The organism is Hymenobacter norwichensis DSM 15439, from assembly GCF_000420705.1.
Taxonomy (GTDB): domain Bacteria; phylum Bacteroidota; class Bacteroidia; order Cytophagales; family Hymenobacteraceae; genus Hymenobacter; species Hymenobacter norwichensis.
This window is the reverse complement of record NZ_ATVL01000006.1, coordinates 275314-291042: the sequence shown is the minus strand read 5'-3', so window position 1 is coordinate 291042 and position 15729 is coordinate 275314. Positions and strand designations below refer to the sequence as shown.

Below are 15729 nucleotides of genomic sequence, written 5' to 3'. Positions count from 1 at the left end.
AACAATCAACCAACGCGTTACGCAGAGGCACGAAGTTCACTCCGTTGTTTTGGGTATCTTCACCTCGTTCTGTATTCTTTGACCGGCGGCTTGCTCCGCACTCCTGCTTTCATGCGTAGCGTTTTTCTTTCCTTTTCTCTGGTACTGGGCTTGCTCCTGACGGCGGAAACCGGCCGGGCGCAGCAACGGCCAGCCGCGCCGGCTCCTGCCGATAAAGTAGCGGAATCCAAGCCGGCCAAACTCGGCAAGCTCAGCCGCAAAGAGCGCAAAGAACTGGCACGCCGGGCCGAACTGGAAGCCGCCAGCCAGCAGCGCCAACTATCAGAGCGCGACAAAGGCATGAGTGAGTCGTTCTTCGTGGACGGCGTGAAGTACGTGCTGCTCGAAGACTACAACAAGGCCCTGGAGCGGCTGCTAAAGGCGTACGCCCTCAACCCTACCAACGCGGCCATCAGCTACAAAATAGCGGAAACCAACCTGCTCAGCGGCAACCTCAAGGATGCCACCAACTTTGCGCAGGCCGCTGTCAAGCTCGACCCCAAAAACTCGTACTACTACCTGCTGCTGGCCCAGATTTACGCCTCGCAGAAGCAGTACGACCAAGCCACCAAGGTGTACGCCCAGTTGATTCAGGACGTGCCCGATTCTGGCTATTACCTGTTCAACCTGGCCGATTTGTATCTGGCGCAAGGCAAGCTGCCCGAAGCCCTAGCCACCTTGGAGCGGGCCGAAAAGCAGTTTGGCGCGCTCGATGAGATATCGTTCAAGAAGCAGCAGATTTACCTCAAGCAGAATAACCTTGACAAAGCATTACAAGAAGGTGAGGCCCTGATTAAGGCCAACCCCGACGAAATCCGGTACGTGCTGTCCCAGGCCGAAATGTACGCCGCCAACAACCGCTTGCCCGACGCCCTGCGAGTGGCCCAACAAGCCCTCCGCACCGACCCCGACAACGCCCAGGCCCACATGATTATGGCCGACGTGTACCGGCAGCAGGGCAATACCACGGAGTCGGAAAAGCAGATCAAGCTGGCGTTTGAGAGCCCCGGCCTCGACATCGACAATAAGGTGCGCGTGCTGGTTGATTACATCAAGCAGCTCCCAAACCCCAAACTGGAACAAACCGCGCTGGACTTGGCTGCCATTACAGTACGGGTGCACCCCAAGGACGCCAAGGCCTACTCCGTAGCCGGCGACATCCAGACCCTCACCAACCGCAAGAAAGAAGCGCGCGACACGTATTTGCAGGCCATCAAGCTCGACAACACCCGCTACCAAATCTGGCAGCAAGTGGTGCTGATTGATGCCGAACTCAACCAAACCGATTCGTTGCTGCGCCACTCCGAGCGGGCCTTGGAGCTGTTCCCGAACCAAGCACCGCTGTGGTTCTATAACGGCGTCGGGTACATGCTGAAAAAGCAGCCAGCGAAAGGTGTGAAGTCGTTGGAATACGGCCGCAAACTGGCTACCGACAACCCCGAGCTGCTGGCCCAGTTCGACAGCCAGCTCGGCGACGCGTACCACGAAGTAAAGGACTACAAAAAGTCGGATGCGGCCTATGAGGCGGCACTGGCGTTTGATGCTAACAATGCGCAGGCGCTCAACAACTATAGCTACTTCCTCTCGATACGGGGCGAGAAGCTGGAGCGGGCCAAGGAAATGGCGGGCAAGCTGGTGAAGCAATTCCCCGACAATGATACTTACCTTGATACCTACGCTTGGGTGCTCTACAAGCAAAAAGACTACACCGGAGCGCGCCAGAGCTTGGAAAAAGCCCTACAAACCACCAAAGACGGTACCGTTATCGAACACTACGGTGACGTGCTATACCAGCTTGGCGAGAAAGACAAGGCGCACACCGAATGGCTACGGGCCAAGAAAAACGGCGGTACATCGGAGTTGATTGACCGCAAGATCAAAGACAAAAAATTGTATGAGTAACCGCATTGCCCTAGGCTTGCTACTGGCGGCCACCGTGTTGGGAAGCTGCAACCGCAAGATTTTTCCAACTACTGCCAAGCCAACCGCGGCCCGGCCCGTACCCGAAGCCGTGCGAGCCACCAACCTGGATTTCCGTTTTCTGTCGGCTAAAGGCAAAGCGCAATACGAGCAGCAAGGCGGCAACCTCAACATCCGCATCCGTAAGGACAGCGTCATCTGGATTTCAGCGTCGTTGATTGGTTTCGAAGGCTTCCGGGCCTATATCACCCAAGATTCGGTGCAGGTGCTTGATAAGCTGCACCGCGAGTATTACGCCGGCGACTATGCTTACCTGAGCAAGCGCCTGAACGTGCCCGTCACCTTCGACATGCTTCAGGCGCTGCTACTGGGAAACTATCTGGCTCCCGTGAGTGAGGCTACCGTGCCCAAAGTGAGCACCGAAAGCGCCGTGCAGAAGGTGAGCTACGAGCAGGCCGGCTTGCTAGTGCAGCAGTTGATTGAGTTGGGTAAAGGCCGGGTCCAGCAGCTTACTGTCCGCGACTCAGTTACGCAGAACAAGGTGACGGTGAACTACTCTGATTTTCAGGCATTGGAACGCAACCCCAGCCCGTTCGCGCACACCGCCACCGTGCAGCTGCAACAGGGTCAGTCGGCGCCGGCTACGCTCACCATCACCTACCGCAACGTAGACGTGGACAAGGAACGCCTGCTGTTCCCTTTCTCCATTCCCAAAGGCTATGCCCGCAAAAAGTAAGCGTTGGCTGTTCCTGCTGCTGCTACTAGTCCTTGGGGCAGGCGTACTCGTGCCCGATAATTACGTGCAGGCGCAGCAGAAACGCCGTACCACTACCACCCGCAAGCGCACCAGCGCTACCCGTAGGCGCACCGCCGCGCCCAAATCCAAGGCGCAGCTGGAACGGGAGCGGCGCGCCACCTTGCAGCGCATTCAGGAAACCAGCCGCATTCTGGAGCAGACCCAGCGCCAAAAGGAAGCTTCTCTAGGCCAGCTCAACGCCCTCAAGGAAAAGCTAACGGTGCAGCAGGGCGTGATTCGCAACATTTCGTCGGAGCTGAAATACATTGAAACCGATGTGCAGCAGACCGAGCAGCAGGTGCAGCAAACCCGCCAGAGCCTCGATCAGCTAAAGGCCGAGTACGGCCGCCTGATTTATTCGGCGTCCAAAACGGCCAATAGCTACAACCGCATCATGTTCCTGTTTGCGGCCGAGTCGTTCAACCAATTCATGCTCCGGCTGCGCTATATCCGGCAGTATTCGGAGGTGCGCAAGGCACAAGCCGCCCAGATTACCGGCACCCAGCAGCGCCTCACCCAGCAGCTAACCGGCCTCAAAGTCAAGAAGGAAGAGAAAGGCACCCTGCTCAACACCCAGGTGGCCGAGAAAAACAACCTGCTGACCATGAAAACCCAGCAGGACCAAGTGGTAACCAAGCTCAGCCAGCAGGAACAGAACCTGCGGCAGGAACTGGCCGACCGCCAGAAAGCCATCAGTCGCCTCGATAACCTGATTGCCGAGCGAGTACGGGAAGAAATTGCTCGTGCTGCCCGCGTAGCCGCTGCCCGCGCCGCCGCCCGGGAACGAGCCCAGCGCGCCGCTGCTAACCGAGGCTCTGGGGCCGGAAGCAACACCTACGATGCTCCCGCCGAAGCCGCCGCCACCCGCACCGACCGAGTTACTCTCACCCCCGAAACAGCTATCCTTTCGTCGTCGTTTGCTGACAACCGGGGGCGCTTGTTATGGCCAGTAGCTAAAGGCTTTATTTCGCAACGTTTTGGACGGCACAACCACCCAGTACTGAAAAACGTGGTAGTGGAAAACCGCGGCATCGATATTCAGACCAGCGCTGGAGAGCCAGTACGGGCCATTTTTGATGGCAAGGTGCTGACGGTAGCCAGCGTACCCGGCATGAACAACATTGTCATGATTCAGCACGGTGAGTACTTTACGGTATACGCCAAGCTGCGGGGAGTAAGCGTGAGTGAAGGCGAAACCGTGAAAATGCGTCAGCCCATTGGCACCGTGTACACCAACTCCGAAGGCACGTCGGAGCTACAGTTCCAATTGTGGCGTAACAGCGCCAACCTCAATCCAGAAAACTGGATTGGTCGCCGCTAAAGCGCTGAATTAATTGTTCGGTACAGAAGGAGTAGATTTTGTCTTTAAACAAGACAAAATCTACTCCTTCCTCATGATAACCTTGCGCTTTAAAGCTGTAAATCATTGCAACCGAAGATTATTGATTGGTTTAGTTTGTAGCAAAAAAAACACCATGCAAGGCATGGTGTCTTTCTGAGCTATGAAAACAAACTTAGCTATCAGTGCCTTCCGGCTGGCTTGTAAAGCCATGTTGACAACAAGTCAACCAGTACAACCCCGATAACATGACGAAAGATAGAAGCTTGTAATTTTACAAGTGCTATGATTTCGCCGAAGCACACCTTTTTCCCGGCGAATGACACTATTTACCACCTTTACGCCTGAACTCTTATCATTAAGTCTATATCAAGTTCAATCTGCTCAATAGCGCGGCTTTATATGAATTGCCGATTGGAACTGTAGTCGGATTCTGCTGACGGTCGGCGCTACGGCCGGTGTCTACAGCAATGGTGTCGCCTTCAATTGCAGTAATCCGGTCGAGGCACACAATGTACTTGCGGTGAATGCGCGCAAACTCACGGGCTGGCAGTTTGGCTTCCAGTTCCTTCATCGTGCTATACACCGTATACCGTTCCCGCGAAGTATAAATATTCACATAATCACCTAACGCCTCCACATACCGGATGTCCTCGGTGTGTACGCGCACTAGCTTGTGGTCCTGCTTCACGAAAATCTCGTTGCGGCTACCTACAAACATCGATTCGGCCGCGTTATTAGCCATTCGCAGTAAGCCTTCCAGCTTTTGCTGTTCCTGTTCCAGTTGCAACCGGGCTCGGCGCAGTTCTAGGTGTGCTACTACCTCACGGGCCAGAATCCGGAGTGCATCGCGCTGATGCTCGGTGAGCGTCCGGGGCTGTGTATCAAGGGTGCAAATGGTGCCTAGCGGCATTCCTTCCGGCGAAACCAATGCTGCTCCCGCGTAAAACCGGATGCTGGGGTCGGCTAGCACCATAGGGTTCTGCCGGAACAGCGGGTCTTTAGTGGCGTCCTCTACTTCAAACACGTCGTCGGAGAGCATAGCGTACTGGCAAAAGGCCGCGTCACGGTGAGTTTCCTGATAGCCGGTCAGCCCGACGTTGGCCTTGAACCATTGCCGTTCCGCGTCAATCAACGACACCAACGATACCGACGTGCCGCATATATAGGCTGCCAGCCGCACTAAATCATCGAAAGCCTTTTCAGGTGGTGTGTCCAGCACCTGATAATTACGTAACACTTCCAGCCGCTCGGCCTCATTGGGCTGTTGCAGCGCGGACACTGGCGGGCGAGTGATTCTGGTGGCTGGGCTCATTTTCGCAGATATTCACTAGGGTGGGTGGTGGTACTAGTAGCAGAAAAGCTGTAGCTATAATATTGGGGATAGTAATATTCTACAAAGAGAAGCCTAAAACGGTGAACATACAATTCCGCCCTATCAATACCTGGTTAACCACGATGAAACCGCCGGAAATCAGGATAGGCTGCGCTTCATCTACGCATCATAATCTAATAGTAGATTGCCTTCCTTTTCCATTGTTCAGGAAAATGGGCAGCCAACCATTTTAAAATTATGGGGTATCTTTACCAATCCTGATTTGGTTCCGTATGCGTATCTCAGGCTTTCCATTTCAAATCAGCCCCTCCGGCTTTCTTCTATGCAGCTTTCCTCGCTTTTCCTGATTGGCAACTTCGGTACGACTGAAATTCTGCTGATCCTGTTCGCCATTATTTTGTTGTTCGGTGCCAAGCGCATCCCGGAGCTATTCCGTGGCATGGGCCAGGGTATCCGCGAGTTTAAGGATGCTTCCAAAGAGGAAAAGCCAGAATACCGCGACCAGAATCCTCCCCGCAATCCTAACGAGCCTAACCAGCCTCGCTACTAACTCTCCTAGACGACTATGCAGACGCCACTTTTGTTTCTCGGCGACATCGGGGGCAGCGAGATGCTGCTCATCATGGTTGCCATCCTCGTATTCTTCGGAGCCAATAAAATTCCAGAGTTGGCTCGGGGCTTAGGCAAAGGTATTCGGGAGTTCAAAGACGCTTCCCGAGAAATTCGGAGCGAATTTGAAAACGCCGACCAGCCACAGCAACAACCATATCAGCAGCAGTTCAACCAGAACTATATTGCGCCCGCTCCGCCGGTTTCGAACCATGTATCTGACCCCGCTCCAGAGCAGTTGCCCGACGATGCATACATGCAAACCGAGCCTACGTATTCTTCGCCCGGCACCACGTATACCCCGCCCGTAGCCCAACCTGCCAGCGCCAACCACGCTGCCCCGACGTCGGCTGAACGGCCCCGTCTTGACCAAATGTCCTAATTATTTCCTTTGATTTGAGACTCTTTCATTCTCTCACGGAAGTTCGTAACGAGCTGACGGCAGGCACCACAACCTGTCGTCAGCTCGTGGAATATTACCTAGATAACATCGAGCGGCGGAACGGCCGCTTGAATGCTTTTCTGGAAGTATGGCCCGAGGAAGCGCGTGCCCAGGCTGATGCCGTAGATGCTAAGTTGGCTGCTGGTACAGCAGGCAAACTGGCAGGTATGGTTATTGGGCTAAAGGATGTACTGGCTTACAAAGACCACGCTCTGCAAAGCAGCAGCCATATTCTCGACGGTTTTAAGTCGTTGTTCACGGCTACGGCAGTGCAGCGCCTGCTAGATGAGGACGCCATTTTCATTGGCCGCCAAAACTGCGACGAGTTTGCCATGGGTGCTTCCAATGAGTCGTCGTACTTTGGGCCGGTGCGCAACGCGCTGGATGAAGAGCGGGTGTCGGGCGGTTCGTCGGGTGGCTCGGCCGTAGCAGTACAGGCTGATATGTGTTTGGCGTCGATTGGCTCGGATACGGGTGGCTCGGTGCGGCAGCCAGCAGCTTTTTGCGGTGTAGTTGGGTTCAAGCCTACATATTCGCGCATTTCGCGATACGGCCTGGTAGCCTACGCATCGTCGTTCGACCAGATTGGCACGCTCACCCGCTCGGTAGATGATGCCGCGCTACTGCTAGAGGTAATGGCTGGCGCCGATAACTTCGATAGTACCGCTAGCCAGCGTGAAGTTCCCGCTTATAGCCAACTGCTGGAAGCTGCGCCACATTACCGTATTGGCTACATCCGCGACGCAGTGGAACGGCCAGGCCTGAACCTGGAAATCAAAGAGGCGCTAGAAACCAGTTTAGAAGGATTGCGCAGCCAGGGCCACGTAGTTGATGCGGTGGATTTTCCATACCTCGACTACATGGTGCCAACCTATTACATCTTGACCACTGCCGAAGCCAGCTCTAACCTGAGCCGCTTTGATGGGGTGAAGTACGGTTACCGTGCCCCCGATGCTACCGACCTAGAATCGTTGTATAAGAAGACCCGCTCGCAGGGCTTCGGCTCCGAGGTGCAGCGCCGGATTCTGCTAGGTACGTTCGTGCTGTCGGCAGATTATTATGATGCGTATTATACTAAAGCCCAGCAAGTTCGGCGTTTAATCAAAGAAAAAACCGACGAATTGCTACGCCAGTACGACTTCCTAATCCTGCCTACAGCTCCTACCACGGCGTTCCGCATTGGCGAGAATACCAAGGATGCCCTCTCTATGTACTTGGCGGATATCTTTACGGTGCAGGCTTCACTGGCTGGATTGCCGGCGCTGTCGGTGCCGGCCGGTGCCGACTCCGCAGGGTTGCCCATCGGCTTGCAGGTGATAAGCGGCGCATTCCGCGAAGAACACTTGCTGGCGTTTGCCAAGTCCCTAACCGAAACTCTCACTCCGGCTCTGCCCTAACATTCTGGTGGATCGATGAAAAAGTTGCTGCTGCCGGTTCGTGTTGCTTCTGCCCTTCTTGTGCTAACTGCGCTGGCCTGCCCCTCAGTGGGCCAGACGCTGCCCGCCCGGACTCCAGAAGTACCTCGCCCCAGCAGTCCCAACGATTCCACTCAAGTGCTGGAGTTGCCGCTGTTGCTACCCGATTCGTTGGTAGCCGCGCCCACACCCGTTGATTCGGTGCGGCTGGCGTGGCTGCAAACCCCACCCGAGCTGCGCGACTTAGTAGGTGACCGGATAGGCTGCTTTGAAACCGACGCGCCGCACGCTTTCAATCCGTCGGTAATGTCGTTCGTGACCTTATTCACGGAGCGCAACCGTAAGTACATGCAACGGGTGCTGGAGCGGGAAAACGTATATTTTCCGCTGTTCGAGAAGTATCTGGCCAAGTACAACTTACCCGTTGACTTGAAATACCTAGCCGTAGTGGAATCGGCCCTGATTCCAACGGCCAAGTCACACGTAGGCGCTACCGGTTTGTGGCAGTTCATGGGCCCCACGGCTGGCGACCTTCGGCTACGGCGCGACGAGTGGGTGGATGAGCGGATGAACCCTGAGAAATCGACGGAAGCTGCTTGCAAGCACCTACGCTACCTGTACGGTGTGTTTCACGATTGGGAATTGGTGCTGGCAGCCTACAACTGGGGCGCGGGCAGCATGCAGCGCGTGATGCGGCGCACTGGCAAAAAGAATTTCTGGGACTTGTATCCCAACCTACCGCGGGAAACGCGCAATTACGTGCCGACTTTCACGGCCATCATGTACTCAATGAAGTACGCGCAGGCGCATCAGTTGCACTCGCCTGAGCTGAAATACCGCTACGCCGAAGCCACCGATACCTTGCAACTCAACGGCCGGGCATTGGATTTGCGGCGCCTGAGCCAAGCTTGTGGCTTCGACGACTCCTTGGCGCTGCATCATTACAATCCTGAGTTGCGGCAGCCGTGGTTGCCGGCTGGCTACCGCTCCTACGCAGTACAAGTGCCAGCCACAGCTCGGCCTCAACTAGCTATGGTTGACCGGGCTACGCTATTTGACTATTGCCAGCCTCGTATCGACCAACCACAGTTGCTGGCCCCGATAATGCCGCGCGTGTTCGGTACGGAGCCTTTCTCATCCCGCTCGATGCTGGCAGAAGGCGCACCACGCGAACAAACTGAAACACCAGCGCCACGCTTCCGGCGGATGCAGCACAAAGTACGCCGCGGCGAAACGGTAGCTTCTGTGGCCAACCGCTATGAGGTGAGCACTGCCCAGATTAACCGCTGGAACGGCCTACGCAAGGGCCGGGCACTGACTTCTGGTCGGCAACTAGTGGTATTTGTGCCAGTTACTACACCAGTTACGCGCCCAACACCTGCTGGAACAGCATTAGCAGCCAACAGCAAACTCAAGGTACCTGCGCAACTCACTTCGCCGGTAGCTAGGCCTAGCAGAGGACTGGCCTCCAGCGTGGTAGCGGCTTCAGCAACGGAAGAACCGGTAGCCGTGAGCAAAGAGCCCACTCAAGTTGCTCGGGTATCTCCTGCTACTACTATTGTGCCGGCTTTGGAAGCCGTAAAAGCTGTTGAAAACTCGGTGACCGACGACAGCCTGCCTACCGAATACGTGGTGCGCAAAGGCGATTATCTGAGCCGGATAGCTGAAATACGCGGCTTGAGCGTAAGGCAGGTAATGGAGTGGAACAAGCTCAAGTCCAGTACGGTAGCGCCCGGCCAAAAGCTGGTATTCACGGCCCCAGTTGAGGAGGAGGATACAAGTGAGGAAACTCCGGCACCGGCTCCGCAGAAACCTAGCCGCGCCGCACAAGTTACCGCCAAGCCGCAGCCGGTTGCGCAGCCAGCCATCAAGAAAGTGCACCTCGTGCAGGTTGGCGATACGCTCTACAATATTTCGCGCCGTTACCAGGGCGTAACGGTGGAACAGCTCAAGCAGCTTAATCACCTCACTTCCGATGAGGTAAAGCCTGGCCAGAAGCTTATTGTAGCCCGGTAAATTTCAGCGTAGACCTGAAGTAGAGGGCCAACCGGAAACCTTTCGGCAGCGGCTTGGCTTTCACAGTACCAAATTGCTGCCGGCCAGAAGCCCAGATTTCTGGCTGCTAAGTGTAGCTTTGGGATTCTATTTACTTCTTGCTATTACGCTTCCTGATGGCTTCAACAGCTAATACGTTCGTTCTGGTAGAAACCCCGGAGCCGCACCGGGTACGCACCCGCCAGATTGTGAAAGCCCACCCAGAGGTGAAAGAGCTGATGACGCGCACTCCCGCCACGGCTCTGATTGGGGTAGCGTGTGTGGCAGCGCAAGTGTTACTGGCAGTGTTTCTACGCCATGAGCCGTGGTACATTATAGCACTGGCGGCCTACTTTGTAGGGGCGTTTTTCTCGCACACGCTGTTTGTCGTCATCCATGAGGCGGCGCACAACCTGGTTTTCCGAAAGGTATGGCAGAACGTGGCGGTAGGTATTGTGGCCAACTTCGCGTCGGTAGTACCCACGGCTGTTTCCTTCAAGAATTTCCACATCAAGCACCACGTATTTCAGGGTGTGCACGAGCTGGATGCCGATTTGCCTGATTGGTACGAGGCCAAGCTGATTAAAAATTACTCGCTTGGGAAAGCAGTGTGGCTGTTCTTTTTCCCGCTGTTCCAGGTTGTCCGCACCATTCGGTGCCGCGAGGTGGCCGTTTTCGACCGATACGTGGTGGCCAACATTGTGGCGCAGTTGGCTTTCGATGCGGCTATTGTGTATTTCTTCGGTTGGCCGGCGCTGGGCTACCTGTTTCTGAGCTTCTGGTTTTCGGTGGGCTTGCATCCGCTGGGTGCGCGCTGGATTCAGGAGCACTATCTTACCCTCGACGACCGGCAGGAAACGTACAGCTACTACGGCCCGCTGAACGGCATTAACCTGAACGTAGGCTACCACAACGAGCACCACGACATGCCCTCGATTCCGTGGAACAAGCTCCCCCGCCTCAAGGCCGTGGCACCCGAATTCTATGAGCCGCTGCTGCACCACCGCTCATATACCAAGCTGTTCTTCACGTTCCTCTTCGACCAAGAAATCAGCCTTTTCTCACGTATTACGCGCCGCAGTCGTGGCCATGCCACACTTCAGGACCGCTCCATTCCCGATAAACAGCTGGTGGAAGGCGCTTCAGCTTAATGCTCTAGCTTACCATTAAGCAAAACGCTCTCAGCCTGTCCGCTGAGGGCGTTTTATTTTCCGGCGAAACCTTTCGCGTTGATTCTTGCTTATAAACGCCATATTCCGAAATCCTCGCTCATGAAAAAGATACAAGTCGAAATCTGGTCTGATATTCTGTGCCCCTTCTGCTACCTCGGCAAGCGGCGGCTGGAAAAGGCCTTGGCTAAGTTTCCGCACGCTAACGAGGTGGAAGTGAAATGGCGCAGCTTCGAGCTAGACCCTAATGCCAACCCTACCCCCGGCGTTAGCCAATACGCCATGCTGGCCTCTAAGTACGGCAAGCCCGAAGAATGGGCCCGCCAGATGAGCGCCAACATGGCCCAATCAGCCAAAGAAGAGGGCTTAACCTTCGACTTCGACCGGGCTGTACCGGCCAACTCGTTGCGGGCGCACCGCCTGGTGCACCTGGCCGAGCAGCACGGCCACCAGGATGCGGCTAAAGAACGGCTATTCAAAGCCTATCTGGAACAAGGCCTCGACATCAACGACGTACCCACGCTAGCCCGCATCGGCAGTGAGCTGGGCTTGCCAGCCGCTGAAGTAGAGCAACTGCTGGCTTCCGACGCCTTCGAGCAGCAAGTACGGCACGACGAGTATCAGGCGCGCCAGATTGGGGTGCGTGGCGTGCCTTACTTCGTGTTCGACGACAAGTACGCCGTGTCTGGCGCGCAGCCGACGGAGCTGTTTCAGGAAGTACTGGAGAAAGTGTGGGAAGAGGCCCGGCCCCAACCCGTGCAACTAGCCGGCTCTGAGGGTGCCTCTTGCGACATCAACGGCAACTGCTAGGCCGCCTTAGCTTGCCCATAAAAACGGCTGCCCCTTGCGGGGCAGCCGTTTTTGTTTTTCAGTTGCAGCTAGCTGGGGGCATTACGCCGTTTGTGTCTGCATCTGTTCTAGCCGCTCAGTAATGAAGTCCACCTCGTGAGCTACCAGCTCGAAGTCAACGGCGCGGGCGTTTTGGATGGCCTGTTCGGCGTTGCGGGCTCCTACCAGCACCACCGAAATACCGGGCTGCGCCAAGGTCCAGCGGAGTACCAACTGGCCTAACGTAGCATTCTTGCTTTGCGCCAGCGGCCGGATTTTCTCCAGAAACTCGTTGACGCGGGTTACGCTCTCGGGTGTGAAGAGGCGGTTGGTAGCGCGCAGGTCACTGTCGTCGAAGTGCTGGCCGGGCTTGATTTTGCCGGTCAGTAGCCCCAGCTGCATAGGGCTGTAGGCCAGAATGGATTTGTCGTGCTTGAGGCAATATGGCAGCACATCCTGCTCAATGTCGCGGCGCAACATACTGTATGGCACCTGGTTGGATACGATGTGTAGCGTCTTCTCTGCCTCCTCCATTTGGGCCACCGAGTAGTTGCTGACTCCGGCGGCGCGCACTTTACCTTGCTCAATCAGGCGGCTCACAGCCTCCATCGTTTCGTCAATGGGCGTTGTCACGTCGGGCCAGTGCTGCTGATACAGGTCGATGTAGTCGGTGCCGAGGCGGCGCAGGCTGTCTTCGCACTCTTTGATGATACTGTCGCGGCCGGCATACTTGTACACGTCGATGTCCTGACCGTCGTTGTTTTTGGTTTTCATGGCAAAGTCGCCCTTAGCCAAGTCCCAGCGCATGCCAAACTTGGTTAGAATCTGCACTTTGTCGCGGGGCAAGGTCTTAATGGCCTCGCCTACAATTTCTTCGCTCAGGCCCATGCCGTAGATGGGCGCCGTGTCGATGCTGGTTACGCCTAGGTCGTAAGAGGCCCGGATAGCGCCCACTGCATCATTCTGTTCGGTACCGCCCCACATCCAGCCGCCGGCGGCCCAGCTACCAAACGTGATACGCGAAACTTCAACTTCTGAATTTCCTAACTTTCTGTATTCCATCGGTTTGTTTGTCTGCTTAGAAACGGCCAGCCTATTTGCTGGTCGTGAGTTATTGGGAGCTGTAAATACCCCAATGCTGGGGCCAAGGTTACGGCGCAGCTTACTCTGAGGTGCAGTTTCCAGCCCGCCAGAGCAGCAGGCATAGGATTGGGGCAACAAGTGAAATAAGGGCGTCTTAACCGGCGCTACAGCCGTAGAACCAGTAGCTACTAGGCACCCTTGCTATTTCGGTGCCGGCGTGCGTCTTACACTAGGGCACTGCGCCTTTTATTTCCCTCCCTATTCTCCCTTATGCGACGTCATCTTATTGTATGCGTGCTTTTAGGCTTTGGTTTGCTATTGGCGGCTTTCCAAGGGCAACCCGACGCATTTATCCAGCAGATAACGAGGCAGCTGACTCGATTCTACGCCAGCACCTATCCCGAAAAAGCTTACGTCCAGTTCGATAAGGACACTTATGCGGTAGGTGAAATCATGTGGTTCAAGGCCTATGTGGTGGAAGCTAATGCCCACCGCCCCGATACCCTCAGCCGTGTGCTGTACATCGACCTAATTGCGCCCAACCAGAAAGTAGTGCAGCAGCGGATGCTAGAGCTGAAAAACGGCACCGCTCCCGGCGACTTTCAACTGGCCGATAGTCTCACGCAGGGAACGTATACAGTACGTGCCTATACCAGCTGGATGCGCAACGCCGGCCCCAACTATTTTTTCAGCCGCTCGCTGAAAGTATGGGCCAACACGGATGCATTGCCAGCCAAGCCCCGCCGCCGAGCCACTCCCACCACAACACAGCCCGAATCCAAGTGGCTGGATGTACAGTTCTTCCCAGAAGGGGGGCAATTTGTAGCCGGCTTGGGCAGCACCGTTGGTTTCAAAGCCACCGACACCTATGGCGCAGGTGTGAACATTCAAGGCACTGTGCAAGACGATACAGGCAAGCAAGTAGCCGAATTCAGCAGCCAGCACTTGGGAATGGGGCGTTTTCAGCTACAGCCCGAGCTCGGCAGGCGCTATACCGCCATTGTGCGCCAACCCGACGGCCAACGCATCCGGCACGAGTTGCCAGCAGTGCAACCCACAGGTATTACCATGCGGGTGCTGCCGTTGGGGCCGGTTTATCGGATAGCCATTCAGTGCAAGCTGCCCCCCAACGCGCCGGCCGAGCGCATTACGGTAGTGGGCCATGTGCGGGGCCAGGTGGTGTACGCCGGGCAAGGCGAAATCAAGTCGGGCGGCACCTTTTCCACTAGTATCCCTCAGGAACGGTTTCCAGGCGGAGTGGTGCATTTTACACTCTTTGATGGCCAACAGGTAGCACGCTGCGAGCGGCTTGTTTTCACCGACAACAACCCCGGCCTACGGGTCAGCCTGCAACCCGACAAGCCTAGCTACGGCCTTCGGGAAAAGGTAACGCTTCGCGTGGGTGTCACCGACGAGGCCGGGCAGCCTGCGGCCGGGCAGTTTGCGCTGGCCGTAAACAGTACCGCGCTGGTACCCCTCGACTCCGGTGCTACGGATATCCGCACCTACCTGCTGCTGACTTCCGACTTACATGGGCGCGTGGAGCAGCCCGGTTTCTATTTCCGCAACCAGTCGGCCCAAACCCGGCAGGCCCTTGACAATCTGCTGCTTACCCAAGGCTGGCGGCGGTTTGCCTGGAAGCCTTTGTTGGCCAATAAGTTCGGGGACTATCCCTATCCATTAGAGCAGCTATTGAGCTTGAGCGGACAGGTATTCAACAACAAGCAGGTGCCCGCTGCCGGAGCTACGGTGTCGTTGTTCCGGTTTGGCTCGGGCTCGGATATCACCGAAGCTACCACCGATTCGGCGGGACGCTTTTTGTTTGCTGGCTTCTCGGGGCGCGACAGTACCCGGATGCTGGTGCAGGTGCGAGGCCGGAAAGGGCTGCGCAACCCCACCATCAAGCTCGACCGGCGCCTAGTGGAAATCGACAAAACGCCGGTTCGGCCGCTGCCCGAAACCACCCCCGAAAAAGCGCCTTACTTGGCCAGTAGCCGGCGCCAGCAGGTGGTAGAACGCCAATACAGCCCCAATGCCAAAACCATCATGCTGGGCAATGTAACCGTGAAGGGCCGTGCCCCGCAGCCTGACTTACGCCGGATTTATGGGCAGGCCGATGTGGTAATCAAAACCAAAGACATTCCGGCGGCCAGCAGCTACGTCAATGTGTTGCAGCTGTTGCAGGGTCGAGTGGCCGGCCTCACCATTACCGGCTCCGGGTTTAATATGCAGGCTCAAATTCGGGGCCAGGGCACTCCACTTATTGTGGTGGACGGCATTACAATGGATTTCGACATTCTCAACAGCATTCCGGTAACGGACGTGGAAAGTGTGGAGGTGTTGAAGGGCCCATCGGCGGCTATTTATGGCTCCCGAGGGGGCGGGGGCGTTATTGCCATCTTCACCAAGCGAGGCAACCCCGACTATGACTTCTCCAACGACCCACCTTCGCCTAACATGCAAACCTACCTGATGCCGCGTTACTACCAAGTGCGCGAGTTCTACGCTCCCACTTACGCTACCAACCGCAACGCCAACGTACCTGATTTCCGCAGCGCCACGCTGTACTGGAACCCCAACGTGCGTACCGACGCCAGCGGCCAAACCACCGTTTCGTTCTACACTTCCGACGAAGCGGGCACCTACCGCCTCACCCTTGAAGGCATATCGGCGGCGGGCTCACCGGGCCACGGTACGGCGCAGTTCCAGAGCCGCTAGG

The 15729-nt window shown here is 56.2% G+C and carries 12 protein-coding genes; 10 read left to right on the top strand and 2 right to left on the bottom strand.

Features of this window, described 5'->3' with window-relative positions; all coding sequences use genetic code 11:
• Positions 1-111 precede the first annotated feature (111 nt).
• The 3 genes from G536_RS0102365 to G536_RS0102355 are packed head-to-tail and all read left to right on the top strand — an operon-like array spanning position 112 to position 4076.
• Positions 112-1941 (top strand): tetratricopeptide repeat protein, encoded by a 1830-nt coding sequence (locus G536_RS0102365; protein ID WP_022821977.1) that lies wholly within the window; start codon positions 112-114, stop codon positions 1939-1941.
• Positions 1934-2695 carry a lipoprotein insertase outer membrane protein LolB1 gene (lolB1, locus tag G536_RS25890; protein ID WP_022821976.1) on the top strand — a complete coding sequence of 254 codons (762 nt, stop codon included), beginning with the start codon at positions 1934-1936 and terminating at the stop codon, positions 2693-2695. The genes G536_RS0102365 and lolB1 overlap by 8 nt, the downstream gene beginning before the upstream one ends.
• A complete protein-coding gene (locus G536_RS0102355) occupies positions 2679-4076 on the top strand; it encodes a murein hydrolase activator EnvC family protein (RefSeq protein ID WP_022821975.1) in 1398 nt (465 codons plus the stop codon). The genes lolB1 and G536_RS0102355 overlap by 17 nt, the downstream gene beginning before the upstream one ends.
• 382 nt (positions 4077-4458) lie before the next feature.
• On the opposite strand, the gene G536_RS32455 is transcribed toward G536_RS0102355, so the two are convergent.
• Positions 4459-5409 (bottom strand): GAF domain-containing DNA-binding protein, encoded by a 951-nt coding sequence (locus tag G536_RS32455; RefSeq protein ID WP_084708455.1) that lies wholly within the window; start codon positions 5407-5409, stop codon positions 4459-4461.
• 343 nt (positions 5410-5752) lie between these two features.
• Here G536_RS32455 and tatA point away from each other — a divergent pair, with 343 nt between their 5' ends.
• The 6 genes from tatA to G536_RS0102320 all read left to right on the top strand — a co-directional run bounded on the left by tatA (position 5753) and on the right by G536_RS0102320 (position 11909).
• Complete coding sequence (gene tatA, locus G536_RS0102345) at positions 5753-5980, top strand: twin-arginine translocase TatA/TatE family subunit (RefSeq protein WP_022821973.1); 228 nt, start codon at positions 5753-5755, stop codon at positions 5978-5980.
• Positions 5981-5995: 15 nt separating this feature from the next.
• Positions 5996-6421, top strand: coding sequence for a twin-arginine translocase TatA/TatE family subunit (locus G536_RS32950; protein ID WP_022821972.1), 426 nt, complete (start codon positions 5996-5998; stop codon positions 6419-6421).
• Positions 6422-6435: 14 nt separating this feature from the next.
• On the top strand, positions 6436-7878 hold the full coding sequence (gatA, locus tag G536_RS0102335) for an Asp-tRNA(Asn)/Glu-tRNA(Gln) amidotransferase subunit GatA (RefSeq protein WP_022821971.1): 1443 nt from the start codon (positions 6436-6438) through the stop codon (positions 7876-7878).
• Between the two features lie 15 nt (positions 7879-7893).
• On the top strand, positions 7894-9912 hold the full coding sequence (locus tag G536_RS25875) for a LysM peptidoglycan-binding domain-containing protein (protein WP_022821970.1): 2019 nt from the start codon (positions 7894-7896) through the stop codon (positions 9910-9912).
• Between the two features lie 155 nt (positions 9913-10067).
• Complete coding sequence (locus G536_RS0102325; protein ID WP_022821969.1) at positions 10068-11081, top strand: fatty acid desaturase; 1014 nt, start codon at positions 10068-10070, stop codon at positions 11079-11081.
• A 120-nt stretch (positions 11082-11201) separates the two neighbouring features.
• The gene (locus G536_RS0102320; protein ID WP_022821968.1) at positions 11202-11909 is read left to right on the top strand and encodes a DsbA family oxidoreductase; all 708 of its coding nucleotides are present in this window, start codon (positions 11202-11204) and stop codon (positions 11907-11909) included.
• Between the two features lie 81 nt (positions 11910-11990).
• On the opposite strand, the gene G536_RS0102315 is transcribed toward G536_RS0102320, so the two are convergent.
• The gene (locus G536_RS0102315; protein WP_022821967.1) at positions 11991-12989 is read right to left on the bottom strand and encodes an aldo/keto reductase; all 999 of its coding nucleotides are present in this window, start codon (positions 12987-12989) and stop codon (positions 11991-11993) included.
• 291 nt (positions 12990-13280) lie between these two features.
• Here G536_RS0102315 and G536_RS0102310 point away from each other — a divergent pair, with 291 nt between their 5' ends.
• The gene (locus G536_RS0102310; protein ID WP_084708454.1) at positions 13281-15728 is read left to right on the top strand and encodes a TonB-dependent receptor plug domain-containing protein; all 2448 of its coding nucleotides are present in this window, start codon (positions 13281-13283) and stop codon (positions 15726-15728) included.
• Position 15729 lies beyond the last annotated feature (1 nt).